This window comes from Flavobacterium sp. Leaf82, assembly GCF_001422725.1.
Classification (GTDB): domain Bacteria; phylum Bacteroidota; class Bacteroidia; order Flavobacteriales; family Flavobacteriaceae; genus Flavobacterium.
Map to the genome: position 1 here is coordinate 73,560 of NZ_LMMA01000007.1, position 19,948 is coordinate 93,507.

General features: G+C 33.7%; 13 protein-coding genes. 6 read left to right on the forward strand and 7 right to left on the reverse strand.

Annotated elements, in window-relative coordinates; genetic code table 11:
- Positions 1 to 54 precede the first annotated feature (54 nt).
- Complete coding sequence (locus ASF10_RS07475) at positions 55 to 1,029, reverse strand: Gfo/Idh/MocA family protein (protein WP_056247266.1); 975 nt, start codon at positions 1,027 to 1,029, stop codon at positions 55 to 57.
- Between the two features lie 129 nt (positions 1,030 to 1,158).
- Between ASF10_RS07475 and ASF10_RS07480 the strand changes: the two genes are divergently transcribed.
- The 3 genes from ASF10_RS07480 to ASF10_RS07490 all read left to right on the forward strand — a co-directional run bounded on the left by ASF10_RS07480 (position 1,159) and on the right by ASF10_RS07490 (position 7,159).
- The gene (locus tag ASF10_RS07480; RefSeq protein ID WP_056247268.1) at positions 1,159 to 4,158 is read left to right on the forward strand and encodes an amidohydrolase family protein; all 3,000 of its coding nucleotides are present in this window, start codon (positions 1,159 to 1,161) and stop codon (positions 4,156 to 4,158) included.
- Positions 4,159 to 4,195: 37 nt separating this feature from the next.
- Entirely contained in the window at positions 4,196 to 5,503 is a 1,308-nt protein-coding gene (locus ASF10_RS07485; RefSeq protein ID WP_056247270.1) for an amidohydrolase family protein, read from the forward strand.
- A gap of 339 nt (positions 5,504 to 5,842) precedes the next feature.
- A complete protein-coding gene (locus ASF10_RS07490) occupies positions 5,843 to 7,159 on the forward strand; it encodes an ammonium transporter (protein ID WP_056247272.1) in 1,317 nt (438 codons plus the stop codon).
- 391 nt (positions 7,160 to 7,550) lie between these two features.
- Here the strand turns inward: ASF10_RS07490 and ASF10_RS07495 are convergent, their stop codons facing one another.
- The 3 genes from ASF10_RS07495 to ASF10_RS07505 all read right to left on the reverse strand — a co-directional run bounded on the left by ASF10_RS07495 (position 7,551) and on the right by ASF10_RS07505 (position 12,639).
- Positions 7,551 to 9,650: a protein-disulfide reductase DsbD family protein gene (locus ASF10_RS07495; protein ID WP_056247273.1), complete on the reverse strand. Its 2,100-nt coding sequence runs from the start codon at positions 9,648 to 9,650 to the stop codon at positions 7,551 to 7,553.
- Positions 9,650 to 10,960 (reverse strand): tRNA lysidine(34) synthetase TilS, encoded by a 1,311-nt coding sequence (gene tilS / locus ASF10_RS07500; RefSeq protein ID WP_056247276.1) that lies wholly within the window; start codon positions 10,958 to 10,960, stop codon positions 9,650 to 9,652. The genes ASF10_RS07495 and tilS overlap by 1 nt, the downstream gene beginning before the upstream one ends.
- Before the next feature lie 392 nt (positions 10,961 to 11,352).
- Positions 11,353 to 12,639: an anthranilate synthase component I family protein gene (locus tag ASF10_RS07505; RefSeq protein WP_056247312.1), complete on the reverse strand. Its 1,287-nt coding sequence runs from the start codon at positions 12,637 to 12,639 to the stop codon at positions 11,353 to 11,355.
- Positions 12,640 to 12,824: 185 nt separating this feature from the next.
- Between ASF10_RS07505 and ASF10_RS07510 the strand changes: the two genes are divergently transcribed.
- Positions 12,825 to 13,724: a DUF4349 domain-containing protein gene (locus ASF10_RS07510; protein WP_056247278.1), complete on the forward strand. Its 900-nt coding sequence runs from the start codon at positions 12,825 to 12,827 to the stop codon at positions 13,722 to 13,724.
- 205 nt (positions 13,725 to 13,929) lie between these two features.
- Positions 13,930 to 14,304 carry a DoxX family membrane protein gene (locus ASF10_RS07515; protein WP_056247280.1) on the forward strand — a complete coding sequence of 125 codons (375 nt, stop codon included), beginning with the start codon at positions 13,930 to 13,932 and terminating at the stop codon, positions 14,302 to 14,304.
- Between the two features lie 90 nt (positions 14,305 to 14,394).
- Here the strand turns inward: ASF10_RS07515 and ASF10_RS07520 are convergent, their stop codons facing one another.
- The 3 genes from ASF10_RS07520 to ASF10_RS07535 form a co-directional block, all read right to left on the reverse strand.
- Positions 14,395 to 14,937 carry a lipocalin family protein gene (locus ASF10_RS07520; protein ID WP_056247282.1) on the reverse strand — a complete coding sequence of 181 codons (543 nt, stop codon included), beginning with the start codon at positions 14,935 to 14,937 and terminating at the stop codon, positions 14,395 to 14,397.
- A gap of 791 nt (positions 14,938 to 15,728) precedes the next feature.
- A complete protein-coding gene (gene lpdA / locus ASF10_RS07525) occupies positions 15,729 to 17,132 on the reverse strand; it encodes a dihydrolipoyl dehydrogenase (RefSeq protein ID WP_056247284.1) in 1,404 nt (467 codons plus the stop codon).
- Between the two features lie 439 nt (positions 17,133 to 17,571).
- Positions 17,572 to 18,027: an Lrp/AsnC family transcriptional regulator gene (locus ASF10_RS07535; RefSeq protein WP_056247288.1), complete on the reverse strand. Its 456-nt coding sequence runs from the start codon at positions 18,025 to 18,027 to the stop codon at positions 17,572 to 17,574.
- A gap of 451 nt (positions 18,028 to 18,478) precedes the next feature.
- Here ASF10_RS07535 and ASF10_RS07540 point away from each other — a divergent pair, with 451 nt between their 5' ends.
- Complete coding sequence (locus ASF10_RS07540; RefSeq protein WP_056247291.1) at positions 18,479 to 19,702, forward strand: aminotransferase class I/II-fold pyridoxal phosphate-dependent enzyme; 1,224 nt, start codon at positions 18,479 to 18,481, stop codon at positions 19,700 to 19,702.
- Positions 19,703 to 19,948: the final 246 nt, after the last annotated feature.

The following is a 19,948-nucleotide window of genomic DNA, read 5'->3' on the forward strand; positions in this document are numbered from 1 at the left end:
TTAAATCTAATGAAAATTATCAAAATATAGCTTTTTTACTACAAAATATATTTTCTAAAATTCTAGCCCAATTTGGGTTTTAACTTCTTCGGTTATTTTGCTCAAGTCTAAACTGTTTTGATGCGACCAAAGTTTACTTTCGATTTGGTTGTTTCTAATGCAATTATGACATTCTATTGCTTCATGCGTGTAACCTATTCCTAAATTTGATAAACTAAAAGTTTCTTCTTTATCCTTTTTAGAAAGAGAATATCCATTGGCAATATACCACGGAGAATTAAGCTCGATATGTCCTTGCGTTCCGCTTATTGTGGCTTTCATATCAGACTCTGAAACTATCGATGCCAGCAAAATTGCCTGCGCATTCTCATATTGCAAAATCATCGACGTTTGCAGATCGATTCCGTTTTTATGATAAATGGATTTTGCGAATATCTCTTTCGGAAATCCAAGTAATATATAGGAGAGAAATAACGGATAAACGCCAATGTCATACAAAGCTCCACCTCCAAGATTTTTATCAAAAAGTCTTCCGCCTTGTTTTTCATCCGCATAAAAAGCAAAATCAGCTTTTACATATTTTAAATCACCAATAATTCCCTGATCTACTTTTTCTATAATTTCTTTAACAGATGGAATAAAACGTGTCCAGAAAGCCTCCATAAAAAATTTATTATTCTTTTTTGAAGCTTCAACCATTCGAACAGCATCTTTATAAGATAAAGCCAATGGTTTTTCGCATAAAACATGTTTACCGTTTTCTAATGCTTTTATAGATAATTCGGCATGCGAATCATGTGGTGTCGCAATATAAATAATATCAACCTGATCATCTTTAAAAAGTGCCTCATAAGAATCGTAGGATTTAGAGCAATTGTACTTTTTTGCAAACGCAATCGCTTTATCATTATCTCTGGAAGCAACTGCAAATAAATTAGCATCATCCAACAGCATTAAATCTGCAGCAAATTGATTTGCAATGTTTCCCAAGCCAATAATTCCCCATTTTATACTCTTGTCATTTTTCATACTATTCGATAAGTGCTACTTATCAACGATTTAATTAAAATATTATCTAAATAAAGAAAAAACATTCTACTAAATAAATTTTAGATAACATATATTTCATATTTTTAGCAACAAAATTGCAAATTAACTATGAAAAAAGCCCTACTCCTACTCTTTTTGAGTGTTTTTTTAACAAAAACCTACGCTCAGGAATACTTCCCTATTAATGAAAGTGTGCAGAACAAAAACAAAAATTACACTGTTTTTACCAATGCCACGATTTATGTTACCCCAACTCAAAAAATCGAAAAAGGAACTTTACTCATTCAGGATGGTAAAGTTGTTGCAGTTGGAAACAATATTACAATTCCTAAAAACAGTATCGCTATTGATCTTGAAGGAAAAACAATTTATCCTTCATTTATTGATATTTATACCAGTTTTGGGGTCGAAAAACCAAAAGCTAACGTAACCAGAGGACGCGATCGTAACCCATTATACGATACGAAAAGAGTTGGTTATTACTGGAACGAAAGTGTTCGCCCGGAAGTAAACACTTACGAAACGTTTAAATATGACCAGCCAAAAGCCGAAGAATTACTAAAAGCCGGTTTTGGTGTTGTTGGAACTCATATTCCTGACGGAATTGCTCAGGGAACCGGAGTTTTAGTTGCCTTGAATAATACAGAAGGCAGCAAACAAATTATTTCGAATAAAATCACCAACCACTTTGCATTTTCAAGAAGCGCTTTGACAAATCAGGCTTATCCAAGCTCATTAATGGGTATGATGGCTTTATTGCGTCAGATGTATTTAGATCTGGATTGGTACAAAAAAGGAAATTCTGATACTAAAGATTTATCGTTAGAAGCATTGGCAAGCAACGAAAAGCTAGTTCAGATTTTTGCTTCAGAAGACAAATTAAACAGTTTGAGAGCGGCTAAAATCGCTAAAGAATTTGGTTTAAGTTATGTTCTAAAAGGAAGCGGAAATGAGTTTGAAAGAATAGGCGAAATCAAAAGTACAAATGCAAAATATATTATTCCGATAAGTTTTCCGGAGGCTTATGATGTTTCAAACCCCTATTTATCAAATCAAATCGAATTGACAGATATGCGTTTCTGGAATCAGGCGCCTTCAAACCTAAAAGTTTTATCTGATAATGGAATTGTTTTTGCGCTGACAACTGACAAATTAAAAAAGACAGAAGATTTTAAACCTAATTTATTAAAAGCCATTAAATATGGTTTTGATAAAACAAAAGCTTTAGAAGCCCTAACAACAATTCCTGCTGCTATTTTAGGAAAAAGCAATGAAGTTGGAAGTTTAAAAACCGGAAGTTATGCGAATTTTGTAATTACTTCAGGTGAAATTTTTGACGAAAAAACGGTTTTATATGAAAACTGGGTTCAGGGAACGAAATATGTAGTAAATGATATTAACGGAAAAGATATTCGCGGAAACTACGATTTAACTGTTGGAAAAGATACTTATAAATGGAAAATCGACGGAACTGCTGATGCTCCAAAATCTGAAATTACTACTGCTGATGCAAAAAAATTAAAAACCACTTTTGCTGTTTCTAAAAATTGGATTTCACTTTTGATTAAACCTGCAGATACGATTAAATCTAACTATACCCGTTTAACCGGTTTTATAGAAAAACCGGAAAGTTTATCCGGAAAAGCAGTTTTATCAAATGGTGATGAATTGACCTGGACTGCCTTAAGAACAAGTGCATTTGTTGCTGTTAAAGATACTGCCAAAGTAGAAAAACCAAATCCTATAATTCCAACAACTTATCCTAATGTTGCTTTTGGAGATTCGAAAAAACTAACGGCTCAAACTTTATTGTTTAAAAATGCTACGGTTTGGACTAATGAAAAAGAAGGCGTTTTGACAGAAACGGATGTTTTAATTAAAAACGGAAAAATTGCCGCTGTTGGTAAAAATCTTTCAGATGCATCTGCTACTGTTATTGATGCAAAAGGAAAACATATTACAAGCGGAATCATAGATGAACACTCGCATATTGCTATTTCTAAAGGTGTAAACGAAATGGGTCACAACTCGACTGCCGAAGTTACGATTCAGGATGTAGTAAACTCTGAAGATATTAATATTTACAGAGATCTTGCCGGAGGTGTAACAATTTCTCAGTTATTACACGGATCTGCAAACCCAATTGGTGGGCGTTCTGCAATTGTAAAATGGAAATGGGGATCTTCTCCAGATGAAATGTTATACAAAAACCAACCTAAGTTTATCAAATTTGCTTTAGGAGAAAATGTAAAACAAGCGAATTGGGGAATTGATAATCCAACTCGTTTTCCTCAAACCAGAATGGGTGTTGAACAGGTTTTTACTGATTATTTTCAACGTGCAAAAGAATATGACGAAAACTGGAAAAAATTCAACGCAGGTTCTAAAAAAGGAAAAGCACCAAGAGTTGATTTAGAATTACAGACTATTGCAGAAATTATAAATAAAGAACGTTTTATTACGTGTCACTCTTATGTAGAATCTGAGATTTTGATGTTGATGAGTGTTACGGAGAAATTCAATTTTAGAGTAAACACTTTTACCCATATTCTTGAAGGTTATAAAGTGGCCGATAAAATGAAAGAACACGGAGTTGGAGCTTCGACTTTCTCTGACTGGTGGGCTTATAAATTTGAAGTAAATGATGCAATTCCGTTCAACGGACCAATTATGCATAATGAAGGATTGGTTGTAGCTTATAATTCTGATGATGCAGAGATGTCCAGAAGATTGAATCAGGAAGCTGCAAAAGCAGTAAAATACGGAAATATTTCTGAAGAAGATGCCTGGAAATTTGTAACCCTGAATCCTGCTAAATTATTACATATTGATGATAAAGTAGGAAGCCTTAAAGTAGGTAAAGATGCTGACGTTGTGTTATGGAGCGATAATCCTTTATCTATTTATGCTAAAGCCGAAAAAACAATTATTGAAGGTGTTGTTTATTTTGATATTGAAAAAGATGCCGAAAAACAATTGGCTATTTCTAAAGAAAGAAGTTTGCTAATTGGGCAAATGTTACAAGAAAAAAACAAAGGAGCAGGTACTCAACAACCTACAAGAAAAGAGAAAAAAGAATATCACTGTGATACTTTAGAACAATTATAAAGGCTTTAGAAAATTCAGAAAGATAAAAACACATAATATGATACATAAAAACATATATATAATGCTGCTCGCAGTTTGTGCTTCAGTACAAATAAAAGCACAGCAAATACCGGCACCAAAAGAAACTAAATCTGTTTTGATTTTAAATGCAACTGCACATTTGGGTAATGGAACCGTTATTCAAAATAGTGCAATTGGTTTTAAGGACGGAAAAATCACTTTAGTTGCAGATGCTACAACAATAAGACTTGCTGCAAACGCATTCGATACAACTATAGATGCCAGCGGAAAACATGTTTATCCGGGATTTATTGTTCCGAATGCAACATTAGGTTTGGTAGAAATCGATGCCGTAAAATCATCTGATGATGAGGAAGAAATTGGAAGTTTTAATCCTAATGTAAGAAGTATTATTGCTTACAATTCAGAATCTAAAGTAGTAGAAACTGTTCGTCCAAACGGCGTTTTAATAGCTCAGATTACACCTCGTGGAGGCAGAATTTCAGGAACTTCGTCTATAGTACAATTAGATGCGTGGAGCTGGAAAGATGCTATTATAAAAGAGAATGACGGGATTCATCTTAATTTTCCATCAAACTTTAAAAGATCAGGATCGTGGTTTGAACCCGGAATAATCGAGGCAAACAAAGATTATCCTAAACAAGTGGAAGAAATAGCTGCTTTTTTAATCAACTCGAAAGCATATAATCAAGCTCCAACAAAAGAAAGAAATGTAGTTCTAGAAGCTACAAAAGGTCTTTTTGACGGAACTCAAACGCTTTATATTCATGCAGATGAAGAAAAACAAATTGTAGATGCCATACAATTAGCAGTTGACAACCAGATCAAAAAAATTGTTATTGTTGGAGGATTCGAAGCTTATAAATCAGCTGATGTATTGCAAAAATACAATGTTGGTGTTTTATTGAGACGCGTTCATGATATGCCAACAAGCGATGACGAAGATGTAAATCTTCCGTATAAAATGGCAAAAATACTTACTGATAAAGGTATTGTTGTAGGTCTTGAAAATAGCGGTGATCACGAACGTATGAGCGTAAGAAATCTTCCGTTTCTGGCAGGAACATGCGCTGCGTTTGGCTTAGACAAAGAAATAGCATTAAAACTTATTACTTCTAATACAGCAAAATTATTAGGCATTGATGCTACTTGCGGCACATTAGAAACCGGTAAAGATGCAACGTTATTTATCTCTGAAGGTGATGCACTTGACATGAGAACAAATAAATTAACGACTGCTTTTATTCAGGGAAGAACAATTAACTTAGAGACTTTTCAAACTAAATTGAGCGATAAATTCAAAGCAAAGTTCAACCAGAAATAAAAACTTTTTTTTCTATAAAAAAAGGCATCATTTGAAAATTCATTTGATGCCTTTTTTATTTGGAATCAAAACCATTTTGATTAATTCCTTGAATATTTAAGCATAATTAATCTTAAAATTGAAATTATTATGACTGCATTTTGTTAACAAAGCCACTAAAAACTTACTTTTTAAAAATTTTCATTAATAAATTATAAATTTTAAGTTCATTTTAACAAATACACGCAAAATATAGGGGTGTAAATTTAAAAATTAACAAAAGTTAAGCATTGAACTCTATTTTTTATAGGGGTGTCGATTGATTTTATACTTTTATAAAAAATTTAAAACTAAATAACTATGCGAAAAATTATTTTAAGTGTGATTCTTATCACTATTTTGGTACTAACCTTTATATCAAACTTTATCCTGACAGACAGCCCTATTCCCGCAGAAGCAGTAAAGTTTGACACTGGAGATACAGCCTGGATGATTGTAGCAACTGCCTTTGTATTGCTTATGACACCAGGATTAGGATTTTTCTACGGGGGAATGGTAGGTAAGAAAAACGTTATCAGTACAATGTTACAAAGTTTCATGGCAATGGTAATCGTTACTATCTTATGGGTTGTGGTTGCATTTGGGTTAGCTTTTGGTCCTACTATTGGAGGAATCATAGGAAATCCATCTACTAATTTATTCTTTGAAGGTGTTGGTACCAACACTGCATGGAGTCTTGCCCCAACTATTCCGTTTATGTTATTCGCATTATTTCAAGCAAAATTTGCCATCATTACACCTGCATTAATCACTGGTGCATTTGCAGAGCGTGTACGTTTCTGGGCTTATTTATTATTTATGGTTTTATTTATTATAGTTATATACGCGCCTTTAGCTCACATGACATGGCATCCTGATGGAGTTTTCTTTAAAATGGGAGTATTAGATTTTGCCGGAGGAACAGTAGTACACATGAGTGCTGGTTGGGCCGCATTAGCAGGAGCAATCTTCTTAGGAAAAAGAAAAATTCAAAAAGTTAACCCTGCCAGAATTACCTATGTATTATTAGGTACGGGATTATTATGGTTTGGATGGTTTGGTTTCAACGCAGGTTCTGCACTTGGAGCAAACGGATTAGCTGTTCAGGCTTTAGGAACTACAACTGTTGCTGCTGCCGCTGCTGCAATGGCATGGGTTTTCCTTGATAAAATCATAGGACATAAATTATCTGCATTAGGAGCTTGTATAGGTGCTGTTGTTGGTCTAGTTGCCATTACTCCTGCTGCTGGTTTCGTAAGTATCCCTCACGCAATTTTTATTGGGGCTTTCTCTGCAATTGTTAGTAATCTTGTAGTAAGCAAATTCCCTAAAGGAAAAATTGATGACGCCTTAGACGTTTTTGCTTGTCACGGTGTTGGTGGTATGGTAGGTATGTTATTAACAGGAGTTTTTGCTTCAAAAGCAATTAACCCGGCTGTTGGAGACAATCAAGGTTTAATCTTTGGAACTCCAACTTTATTCATCAACCAATTAACTGCTTTAGTAATCGTTTCTATCTTCGCTTTTATAGGTTCTTATGTTTTATTCTTTGTTGTAAATAAAATTACACCTCTAAGAGTTACTGAAGAAAAAGAAGAACTAGGATTAGATATTTCTCAACACGGAGAATTTTTATAAGAAATAAACCAAAACCAAAATAAACCAAATTAAAAAGCACTCTGAGTCTGACTTAGAGTGCTTTTTTGCTCTTAATAATTTTTGATTTTTAGAGGAAAGAATATAGAATAAAGAGAATAGATGCAAGAAGTTAGAAGCAAGAGTGAATGCAAAATAGCAGGAGAAAGAAGCAAAATAATAGAAACAAGAAAATAGCTAATACAAAAAAGCACTCTGAGTTACTTACTGAGAGTGCTTTTTTGCTTTGAATTAATTTCAACCTTATTATTATTTTAGATTTTAGATCCCCTAACTTCTTTATTCTATTCTCTATATTCTATTCTCTTTATTCTATTCTCTTTATTCTATTCTCTTTATTCTATTCTCTATATTCTATTTTCTTAAAAAAGGATTATTTAAAATTCCCAATTCCTTCTTTTAGCCAATGCAAATATTCATCTGCATTTACATAACTAATAGTTGGTTTTGTGTTGTTTAAATTCTTGCCTTCTAAATCTGTTATGATGTATAATGGCTGCGTATTGGTTTTATATTTTGTGATCATAAAATCAGTCCATTTATCACCAACCGTAATGATTTTATCACCTGATTTCGTTACAAATTGCTCTTCTTTTGGCAACTCACGTTTATCATCTACATAAAGCGAAATCAAAACAACATCATTTTTCAGGATTGGTAAAATTGTCGGTTCAGACCAAACATTGTTTTCCATTTTTCTGCAATTCACGCAAGCATAACCTGTAAAATCAAGCATGATTGGCTTATTGATTGATTTTGCATAAGCTAATCCATCTTCGTAATCATGAAAAACCATAATACCATGCGGTCCTAATTCTGCTCCGTCAGGCAATCCTTTTATAGATTCTGCACTTCCGGCTGAATTACCAGAACCTCCTACTCCAAACGGACTTTCGCTATACGTTGGAGGTGGCGGAAATGCACTGATTAACTTTAATGGAGCTCCCCAAAGTCCTGGAATTAAATAAATTGTAAAAACTAAAGAAAGTAAACCTACATACAATCGACCTACAGAGATATGACTTGAAGGACTATCATGTGGTAAAGTAATTTTTCCGAATAAGTATAAAGTCAAGGCTGCAAATATTGCAATCCAAATAGCTAGAAAAACTTCTCTTTCAAGAAAATGCAATTGCAAAACTAAATCTGCATTTGACAAAAATTTGAAAGCAAAAGCTAATTCTAAAAATCCTAAAAACACTTTTACTGTATTTAACCAACCACCAGATTTTGGCAATGAATTTAACCAACCCGGAAACATTGCAAAAAGCATAAATGGCAAAGCTAAAGCCAAAGAGAAACCAAACATTCCAACAATTGGCCCGAGAACTCCATTAGTAGCAGCTTGAAATAAAAGCGGACCTACAATTGGACCTGTACATGAAAATGATACAATTGCAAGAGCCAAAGCCATAAATAAGATTCCAATTATTCCACCTTTATCAGCTTGTTTATCGACTTTATTTGCCCAAGAATTAGGAAGCATAATTTCGAACGCTCCTAAAAATGATGATGCAAAAACAATTAGCAAGACAAAAAATATAAGATTAAAATAAACATTAGTCGCTAATGAATTTAAAGCATCTGCACCAAAAATCCAGGAAACAGAAAAACCAAGTATCACATAAATTAAAATAATTGCAGTACCGTAAATAATTGCATTTCTAATTCCTGCAGCTCTGTTTTTACTTTGTTTTGTAAAAAAACTTACAGTCATAGGTATCATTGGAAATACACAAGGCGTAAATAAAGCCGTAAAACCACCTAAAAACGCAAGAAAAAACAACGTTAATAAACTTCCTTGTTCATCTGTAGCAGGAACTTCTTCTTTTGATGGAGTTTCAGCAACAGCATCTTTTGTAGTTTCAACCTTAGCCGTTTCGATTGTTGGTTTTACTGTATCAACTGCTAAACCAACAACTTTAGTTTCATCTTTCTTTACTTCTGAAACACTTGCAACGGCATCCATCTTAAAAGTTGACGGAACCGCAATTGAGAATTTTTTATTAGAATTGATACAAACTTCTTTACAAACCTGAAAATCAAACTCAACATCAACCGTTTTTAAGTTTGGATTAATGATTGTAATTTCCTGTTCTATATGTGCTTTACCTTCAAAAAAAGTTTCATTTACACCAAAAACATCATTAAAAGCTGTTCTGGTTTTACCTTCTTTAGCTTTACCAACTAACGTATAATTTCCTTTTTGATTTTTAAATGCAATTTCCAGCGCAAGAGGTCCGCCATCTGGTGTAAATTGCGAATACATATGCCAGTCTTTTTCAATTGTTCCATCAAAAATTAAAACAGCATTATTCCCTGCTTTCTTTTCAATTTTAGAAGTCCATTTTACCGGTTCCAGGATTTGCGCATTTCCTTTTGCAAAAGCAAACAAGAAAAACAGGAAAAACACAATGGTTTTATTCCAGACACTTTTCGACATTATCGTTTGAGGGTATTGATTAAAGTTCATTATAGTAATTCTATTTTAAGTATTTTGTTTGTGGTATTATCAATTTTAAAACGTTCATCCTGTCTGATTCCAACAATCCAGACAATCTCATTGCCTGAACACAAAAGCCACGTTTTTTCTTTTTCGATAAGGGATAATTTTTCATCTTTAAAAAGTTTACTCACTTTTTTAGACTTTCCGTTCATTCCAAAAGGCTGAAAAACATCCCCTACATTCCATTTACGTAAAACAAGTGGAAACTGGATTTTTTCAGCGTCCACAAAGATAGCCTTATTATCATCTATTGTAATGTGACTTACAGTACAAAGCTTCAATTTTAAGGGAAAATTAACGTCTGTATCGTTTGCAGTAATTTCAAATTCTTCCTTTTCTGACATTTCAGAAAGTGGGCTTAAAATCAAGGTATCTCTATTTTTAAGCAAGCGAAATTCTGCCGAAAGTACTTGTTTTCCAGATTGTCCATCAACTAAATCATAAACATCATTCCATGCCAAAAAGCCAAATTCATTCAGCCATTGGTACAAATACGATTTATAATTGGGTAATTTTTTAAGTTGATTCAAATCAAAATGAATATCGTCACCTTCTTCTTTTGCAACTTGCTGATAAATCATAATCGAGGCATCTTCAACCATTTCGTGAGATTCCTGCAAATACGATTGTGTTTTCTGAAATGCATTCAAAAAATTAGGATTGATTTCTTTTAAAATTGGAACCAAATCATGACGAATCTTATTTCGAAGATATTTATTCGACGCATTGCTGCTGTCTTCCCGCCATTCTATTTTATTCTCTTCTGCATATTTCAGGATTTCATCTCTTGAAAAAGGCAAAAGTGGACGTATAATCCGATCGTTTTGTTCCGGAATTCCCGTTAATCCTTCTAATCCCGTTCCGCGGGTTAAGTTGATAATGAAAGTTTCCAGATTATCATCAGCATGATGAGCTGTTAAGATATAATCGAAATTTTCTTCTTCTAAAAGCTCATAAAACCAACTGTAACGCAATTCACGTGCTGCAACTTGCGTCGACAATTTATAATCTTTGGCAAAAGCCTCCGTATCAAATTGAGTTATAAAAACCTGGATATTATTTTGATCGCAATACTCCTGAATGAAATTCTGATCACCAAAACTTTCTAGTCCGCGAAGTTGGAAATTGCAATGCAAAACAGCGATTTCATAGGGCAATTGCTTTATTAAATGCAATAAAACCATACTGTCCAATCCTCCGCTAACAGCCAGAAATAGTTTTTTTTCTTCCAAAAATGGAAATCTCGAAGTAATATGATTTTGAAATTTTGAAAACATTCGATAAATGTAAAAAATTAAATTCGATCTATTTTTAAATGAATTGTTAAGCGTGATGTTTTTTTGCTACGAATTATTTTTTTTCGCCATGAATTTCACGAATTTTCGCGAATTATTTTCATGCAGATTGTGTAGATTTTTTTTGCCACTCCCGATAGCTATCGGGATAAAAAGATTTACACAGATTTTTTAATCATTTTGATCCATTAATCTGTGGCTATATTTTTCTTGCCACGAATTTCACAAATTGGTGCGAATTCTTTCTCACAGATTATTCAGGTTTTTTTTCAATAAAGATTAAAAAAAATCCGCGTTTATCGGTTTAACCCGTAAAATCCGCGGGCAAAAAAATTCGCGAAAATTCGTGAAATTCTTGGCTAACTTTTTAAAACTTACTGCAAAACTTCGTGCATCGCCTTCGCTTTCAACAAACACTCTTCGTATTCATTTTCAGGAATTGATTGTGCTGTAATGGCGCTTCCTACAGAAAATGAAACGTATTTATTTTCCTGATTGTACAAAATACTTCTGATCACGACATTAAAATCAAAATCGCCTTCTGGCGTAAAACACCCAATAGATCCGCTGTATAAACCACGTTTTGTCTCTTCGAGATTTTCGATAATATTCATAACCGAAATCTTTGGAGCGCCGGTCATACTTCCCATTGGGAAAGTGGTTCTTAAAACATCGATTGGAGAATATTGAGAATCTATTTTTGATGTTATAGTAGAAATCATTTGGTGAACCTGCAAAAACGAATAGATTTTACAAAGTTCTACAACCTCAACCGAACCTTTTTGAGCTGTATGCGACAAATCGTTTCTGACTAAATCTGTAATCATAATATTTTCGGCACGTTCTTTTGAATCAGATTCTAAAAACTGTTTTGATTTTTCGTCTTCAATTGGGTCCAAAAACCGTTTTGACGTTCCTTTTATAGGTTGCGAAATCAAAGTTTCTCCTGTTTTTTTCAAATAACGTTCCGGTGAAGCCGAAAGCAAAAATTGCTTATGATTTTTAAAGAAAACCGAAAACGGGGCTTGTGATATTTTATTTAGTTTCTGAAATTTTTCAAGCGGATTTATAACTGCATTTTCAGCATAAAATTCCATACAAAAATTTGCTTCATACATATCTCCTTTATGGATATGATCGAGCATTTTTGTTACTTTCTCAACATATAAATCTTTTGAAATGCGTTGTTCAATTTTTAAAGATGGAGCACTTTCGACTTTCGACTTTTGACTTTCGACTATCTCATTAAAATCATCTTCAACCTCATCATCGCAAAGTAATAAATACTGAATTTCAAGTTCATTTTCTTTCAATAAAAAAATCTTTTTTGGCTGAAAAAAAAATAAATCCGGAAAATCCAAACCATCAAAATTTGAAGATTTTAATTCCTCAACATCATTTTTTAAATCATACGAAAGATAACCAAAAAGCCAGTCTTTAGTGGTTTGCTGATATTGTTTAAGATCATCGAAAGCGTTATGAAAATCGGTTTTTAAAGACGTAAAAGCATCCACAGCCAAAATACAATCAAAACTGGAATATTCTTGGGGATACGAATTGCTATCCAAAAAAATAACCTCGCGAAATTGCTGCGACCAGCTTAAAAGTTGTTGTTTAAAATGCTCTGGATTTGAAATATGTTTATGAATAGAAACTCTCAAAAAAGTATAAATTTTAGATTTCAAAATTACGACAAAAAAAATCCTTCGATAAAAGAATACTCAAAAAATATTGGCACACTTTTTAGTACACCGAATTAAGAGTTATTACTAAAACATCTTTTTAACACAAAAGCAAAATTAATAACTCAAAAAACATCATTTATTAATCAAATTTTAAAACCTTTATGAAAACAATTGCAAAATTAGGCGCGTCAACCTTGGTAATCATTGCATTACTATTTTCTTGTAAAAAAGCTGATAATTCTTCGTATGAAGGAACGGGAGACATGAAAGTTTCAGCAGACAGCACGGCTGTGTCCTCATCGGCTGCGGTAGTCGATAAAAATAGTAAGCAGAAATTTATTCGAACTGCTGATATTAAATTCAAGGTTAAAAATGTCGTCAAATCTACTTATGCAATTGAAAACGCTACTCAAAAATTTGGCGGTTTTGTTACTTATACTAATTTGCAAAGTAACATTCACGATCAGATTAAAACTAAAATTAGTCAGGATAGTACACTTGAAACTACCAAATACACGGTGGAAAACAACATTACAATTCGCGTTCCTAATACTCAGCTTGACACGGTTATTAAAACGATTGCCAAACAAATTGATTTTCTGGATTTCAGGGTAATTAAAGCCGATGACGTTTCATTGAAATTACTATCAAATCAGCTTTCTCGAAAAAGAAGCGCATCAACCGAAAAAAGGGTTGAAAAAGCAATTGATTCTAAAGGCAAAAAAATAAATGATATTATGGAAGCCGAAAATACTTTGGCTAATCAAAAAGAAGCAAGCGACAATCGTGTTATAGATAATTTATCATTACAAGATCAGGTTAATTTTAGCACAATCACATTACAGCTTTATCAAAACGAAACTATCAGGCAAGAAACTATGGCAGGCGAAAAAAACAGCAATGCTTATAAACCAAATTTAGGTTTGCAAATTCTGGATTCGCTTAAAAATGGCTGGTATATTCTTGAATCAATTTTTGTGTTTTTAATTAATCTTTGGCCTTTTATTATCATTGGTTTAGCCGGATTTTTTCTTTACAAGAAATACGGAAAGAAACAGTAAAACTGTTAATAAAACAGTAATTTCATAAGAAAAAATTCGTTATATTTGATATAGCATTAAATTAAACACATTTTACAATTATATTGATTATTGAATCCTAAATAAAATAACGTTAAAAACAGATTTTCATTTTATTAAGGAATTCAGATTTAAGATGTTTATCAGCAAATAAATTATATTTTTTAACCTTATTAAATCTAGTATTATGAAAATCGCTACCATTATTGTCCGTGTTTTAATTGGTCTTTTGTTGCTTTTTGCTTCTATAAGTTATTTTTTTCACTTGGCACCTGAACCGGAAACAACAGGAAATTTTAAAGCTTTTAATGTTGGTTTAATGGCTTCTACGTATATAATGCCTTTAGCAAAGTCAATTGAATTACTTTGCGGAATTGCATTTGTAACCGGGCGTTATGTAACATTAGCAAATATTTTGATTCTGCCAATTACCGTAAACATTTTGTTTATCAATTATTTCCTTGCTCCACAAGGTTTACCAATTGCAGTTTTATTGTTCTTAGCTAACTTATTTTTGATTTACAGATATTGGGATAATTATAAAAGTGTTTTCACCAGATAATCTATTTCATTTACAAATAATAACAAACCCGATAAGTTTTAATACCTATCGGGTTTCTTATTTAATAAAAATCAACGTTTATAATCTTTATTAATTTGCTTTATTGTGTTCTGTCCAAACCAAGTCTGTGACATTATAACCAATTTCCTGTGCTTTTATAAGGTAATTTGCTTTTATACTCTCAGGAATGGTGGTTTCTCTGGAAAGTATCCACATGTATTTTAAACTTTCGCCCGCAACAAGAGCATATTTGTAATTATCATCGATTGCAATTACATTATATCCGGCATAAAAAGGACCAAAAAATGAGACCTTAAGCATACCAATATCATCTTTTTTGACGAATTTGGCTTTTCCTATGCTCTCTTCCCATTTGTCTTTTTTGACATTGTAGCCCTTATTATCAACTCTTATGGTTCCATTATCGTTTAGAGAATATTGCGCTGTGACATTGTTGAGACCTTTTTCGTATTTAAAATCCAGTCTGGCAATTTCGTACCATTTCCCTAAATATTTTGATTTGTCAAAATTAGTAACTGCTTTTGCTTTTTCCGGAATCGTTGCTCCACACGAATAAAGTGCCAACGCAATTCCTGCTCCAACAAGAACTGGAGCTATATATCTATTTTTCATAATATTATCTTTTAGATTAGTAAAGATAACACGAGAAATACAGATTAAATTTACAAAATTTTTATTTGATTTTATATTTTTCTAGCATTAAAATTTTTATTGAATTGCCTTTATAGAAAATTTACCTTACCTATAAAAAGCTTCGGAGAAATAAAATATCTATAAAATAATTTATTTCCCGTCGAGCTCAAGTTCCTGCGGAGCGAAATCTGTATCAATTATAAATATGTCGCTCCGATGGAGCTTGAAATCTTTGTGGAAATTCTTTGCTATAAATATGTCGCTCCTCTGGAGCTTTTTTAGATTTTAATAATCTATCTAATGAATAAAATATTTTATCTACTATAAATATGTAGTCTCTACGAGACAAAGAAGATGGTGAATGGTATTTTTTCTATCATTATATAATCTCTACGAGATATAAAAACGATGAGGCTAAACCCAATCTTGTCATTTCGACGAAGGAGAAATCTTTACAAGAAGCTCGGCAAAGATTGAGCTTAGGTTGCAGATTTATTTACTGAGACTTTTCCTTCGTCGAAATTGACAAGTTAGCCGGAAATATTGTTATGAAAATGATTGTCCTAGCCCCGATAGAAGTGGAAATCCTTTTGTGGCAGGGTTTGCCACAAAAGATTGGAACGGATTGCTTCGCCAGTTCGCACTTTCAGGCTCGGGTGCGGGATTAGCTCCTAAAAAAAGAGGTTTTTATCATAGAAATAGGGAAACAAAAAAACCGCCAATCCTGAAATCTCAAGATTGGCGGTTTTTAAAAATATACTTAACGTAAATTATACGTGTAATGCTCTATTATCTGTAGCGGCTAATGCTGCTTCTTTTACTGCTTCAGCAAAAGTTGGATGCGCATGGCTCATTCTTGAAATATCTTCAGCAGATGCTTTAAATTCCATTGCTGTAACTGCTTCTGCAATTAAATCAGCTGTACGGGCTCCAATCATGTGAACTCCTAAAACTTCGTCTGTTTTAGCATCAGCGATGATTTTAACGAATCCGTCAAGATCTCCACTTGCTCTTGCACGACCTAAAGCTTTAAAAGGAAAACTTCCCACTTTATATTCAGTTCCTGAAGCTTTTACCTGCTCTTCAGTTTGTCCAACTGCAGCAACTTCTGGCCAAGTATAAACTACACCAGGAATTAAGTTATAATCGATATGTGGTTTTTGACCTGCTAAGATTTCAGCAACCATAGTTCCTTCTTCTTCTGCTTTGTGTGCTAACATTGCTCCACGAACAACATCACCAATTGCATAAATGTTAGAAACATTAGTTTGCAAGTGATCGTTTACTTCTACTTGTCCTCTGTCTGAAATTTTTACTCCGGCTTTGTCAGCGTTTAATCCGTCTGTGTAAGGACGACGACCAACAGAAACTAATGAATAATCTCCTTCTAGAGTGATAGTTTCTCCTTTTGCATTTTCAGCCTGAACTACAACAGCATCGCCGTTTCTTTCTACTGATTTTACTTTGTGAGAAACGTAGAATTTCATTCCTTGTTTTTTCAATACTTTAGTCAATTCTTTAGACAATGAACTATCCATTCCAGGAATGATTCTGTCCATAAATTCTACTACAGAAACCTGAGCTCCTAAACGTAAATAAACTTGTCCAAGCTCAATCCCGATAACTCCACCACCAATAATCACTAAGTGTTTTGGAACTTCTTTTAAAGCCAAAGCTTCTGTAGAAGTGATGATTCTTTCTTTGTCAATTTTGATGAATGGCAAAGAGGATGGCTTTGAACCTGTAGCAATTACAGCATATTTAGTTTCGATAGTTTCTGATGTTCCGTCAGCTTTTGCAACTGCAATGTGCGTTGCATCTACGAAAGAACCTAAACCATTGAAAACAGTAATTTTATTTTTATCCATTAAGTAGTTGATTCCACCTACGGTTTGATCTACAACTGCTTGTTTACGAGCAATCATTTTCTCTAAATTGATTTTTACATCTCCGGAAACTTCGATTCCGTGATCTGCAAAATGAGCAATTTCGGCATAATGATGAGAAGAAGATAATAATGCTTTTGAAGGAATACAACCTACGTTAAGGCAAGTTCCGCCTAATGAATTATATTTTTCTACAATTGCAGTTTTAAAACCTAATTGTGCGCAACGAATTGCTGATACATATCCTCCAGGACCTGAACCTATAATGACTACGTCAAATGAACTCATAGTTTGTCTATTTTATTTTTAGCGATACAAAATTAAGGAATAAAGTTTTGTTTAAAGTTTAAATCTCAATGTTTTTTGTGTGAAATTTTGGGTGTGGGTTTTACCGCAAAGTGCGCAAAGATTTACGCAAAGATTCGCAAAGTTTTTATTTTTTTTAGTCTCGCAAAGACGCGAAGTTCCAAAGGTTTTTGAATTGCCTCCAGCTTTAGCTGGAGATATTAATAGGAGAATAAGAAAGAAGGCTTTAGCCAAAATAGTAAAATTTGACTAAAGCCATTTGATTTTAATCTATACAAACTCCAGTTGAAACTGGAGGCAATTCAAAATAAAAAATTAGAATTTGGATTTTCATGCAGTTTTAGACGCACTGCAGTGCGTCTCTACGGAAAACCTTTGCCCCTAAAACCTCAGAACCTTAGCAACTCAGAACCTCAGTACCTCAAAAAATCACCGTTGAATTCTTGACTTCACTAATCATAAACATACTTTGTGTGCTGCCAATATGCTGTAATGTTGTGAGTTTGGTTACTAAAAATTCGCGGTAAGCTTCCATGTCTTTTACGAGAACTTTAAGGATATAATCGTAATCGCCGCTTACGTGATGACATTCTAAGACTTCGTTGAGTTTGATGACTTCACTTTCGAATTTGGTCAGGAATTCTTTGGTGTGCTGAATGAGTTTTAAATGACAGAAAACTACAAATCCTTTTTCCATTTTTGATTTGTCGACTAAAGCTACGTAGTTTTTGATTATTCCTTCGCGCTCCAACTTTTTGATGCGTTCGTAAACTGCGGTTACCGAAAGGTTGAGCTTTAAGGATAATTCTTTGGTTGTTTTTTTACTGTCGGTTTGTAATAGAATCAAGAGTTTTTTGTCGGTGGCGTCTAAAGTCATTTTTGAGTCATTGCGAGGAAGACCTGTTCGCCGGGGCGAAAGCATCTCATCCTCTGATTATTGATAATTTATTGCTTTCTGAAAGAAAATCTAGCGATTTGGATTTTCTGAATCAAATTTAGAATAATAATCTTTATAAATTATAAATTATAGTTTTAAAATCTAATTATCAAACACATTATTGATTAATTTTCTAATAAGGTGTTATTTTGAATAGAATTTATTTTGAAACTGAGTGCCTAGCCCTGATAGAAGTGGAAATCCTTTTGTGTCTCGTTTCTTTAACGAGACACAAAAGATTGAAGCGGATAGCAGGAAATAGCTCCTAACAAAAAATGTTTCAGGTTTCAAGTTTCAGGTTGTTGGAACTTGAAACCTGAAACTTGAAATAAATAAAACAAAAAACTAACCAGAGGATGAGATTGCTTCGTTACTCGCAATGACATAAAAAATGAAAAACTTTAACCCAGCAGATAAAATTCAGGATTTGCAATACTTTGGTGAATTTGGAGGAGTGAATCCTTCGATTTCTGATTCTTCGACTTATACCTTTCTATCGGCTAAAACGATGTTCGATACTTTTGAGGGGAATATGGAGGGCTGTTATTTGTATTCGCGCCATTCTTCGCCTAGTAATTTGTATCTGGATCAGGCTTTGGCAGCAATGGAAGGAACAGAAACTGCCAATGTTTCGGCATCAGGAATGGGTGCGATTACGCCTACTCTATTACAGCTTTGCGGTGCGGGCGATCATATTGTTTCGAGCAGAACTATTTACGGCGGAACTTATGCTTTTTTGAAAAACTTTACACCGCGTTTCGGGATTGAAACGAGCTTTGTAGACATTACAAAACTGGATGTTGTAGAAACGGCAATTACACCAAACACGAAAGTTTTGTATTGCGAAACGGTAAGTAATCCGTTGTTGGAAGTTGCTGATATTGCAGGTTTGGCTAAAATTGCTAAAAAGCATAATCTGAAATTAGTGGTCGATAATACGTTCTCGCCATTATCAGTTTCTCCCGCTAAATTAGGCGCGGATATCGTGATTCACAGTTTGACAAAATACATAAACGGAAGCAGTGATACGGTTGGCGGCGTAACTTGTGCATCGAAGGAATTTATCAATGCATTGAAAAATGTAAACTCGGGAGCAAGTATGCTTTTGGGACCAACGATGGATAGTTTACGTTCTGCAAGTGTCATGAAAAACCTGCGAACTTTGCACATTCGTATCAAACAACACAGTCATAATGCGCATGTTTTGGCGGATAAATTCGAGAAAGACGGTCTTAAAACGGTTTATCCGGGATTGAAAAGTCACCCAAGTCATGAATTGTATAAAACGATGATTAATCCGGAATATGGTTTTGGCGGAATGATGACTATCGATGTTGGAACTTTGGCTAAAGCCAATGAACTAATGGAATTAATGCAAGAAAGAAACTTAGGATATCTGGCAGTAAGTTTAGGATTTTATAAAACATTGTTTAGCGCACCGGGAACTTCGACTTCGAGCGAGATTCCGTTAGAAGAACAACACGAAATGGGATTAACAGACGGTTTAATCAGATTCTCAATTGGATTGGATAATGATATCGAACGCACTTACCAAATGATGAAAGCCTGCATGGTAGAATTGGGGATTCTTCAGGCTATGGCTCAAGAGGTTTAACTGGGGTTTAGATATCATTTGTTTTCGCCACGAATTCACGAATTTACAACAATCAATTCGTGAATTCGTGGCGATTTTTTTTTATTAAATCAATACTTCGCTCCTATTTGTCATTTCGACGAAGGAGAAATCACACTAGAAATTCGACAAAGATAGTTGCTTTTAGGAGCGAAGCTACGAGTGCGATTTCTCTCCCGAAGCTTCGGGATCGAAATGACAAAACAAAAAAAGCCGTTCTGAGATTAT

Coding starts and splice junctions, on each gene's coding strand:
- ASF10_RS07475 (WP_056247266.1), bottom strand. CDS start 1,029: ATGAAAAATGACAAGAGTATAAAATGGGGAATTATTGGCTTGGGAAAC.
- ASF10_RS07480 (WP_056247268.1), top strand. CDS start 1,159: ATGAAAAAAGCCCTACTCCTACTCTTTTTGAGTGTTTTTTTAACAAAA.
- ASF10_RS07485 (WP_056247270.1), top strand. CDS start 4,196: ATGATACATAAAAACATATATATAATGCTGCTCGCAGTTTGTGCTTCA.
- ASF10_RS07490 (WP_056247272.1), top strand. CDS start 5,843: ATGCGAAAAATTATTTTAAGTGTGATTCTTATCACTATTTTGGTACTA.
- ASF10_RS07495 (WP_056247273.1), bottom strand. CDS start 9,650: ATGAACTTTAATCAATACCCTCAAACGATAATGTCGAAAAGTGTCTGG.
- tilS (WP_056247276.1), bottom strand. CDS start 10,960: ATGTTTTCAAAATTTCAAAATCATATTACTTCGAGATTTCCATTTTTG.
- ASF10_RS07510 (WP_056247278.1), top strand. CDS start 12,825: ATGAAAACAATTGCAAAATTAGGCGCGTCAACCTTGGTAATCATTGCA.
- ASF10_RS07515 (WP_056247280.1), top strand. CDS start 13,930: ATGAAAATCGCTACCATTATTGTCCGTGTTTTAATTGGTCTTTTGTTG.
- ASF10_RS07520 (WP_056247282.1), bottom strand. CDS start 14,937: ATGAAAAATAGATATATAGCTCCAGTTCTTGTTGGAGCAGGAATTGCG.
- lpdA (WP_056247284.1), bottom strand. CDS start 17,132: ATGAGTTCATTTGACGTAGTCATTATAGGTTCAGGTCCTGGAGGATAT.
- ASF10_RS07535 (WP_056247288.1), bottom strand. CDS start 18,027: ATGACTTTAGACGCCACCGACAAAAAACTCTTGATTCTATTACAAACC.
- ASF10_RS07540 (WP_056247291.1), top strand. CDS start 18,479: ATGAAAAACTTTAACCCAGCAGATAAAATTCAGGATTTGCAATACTTT.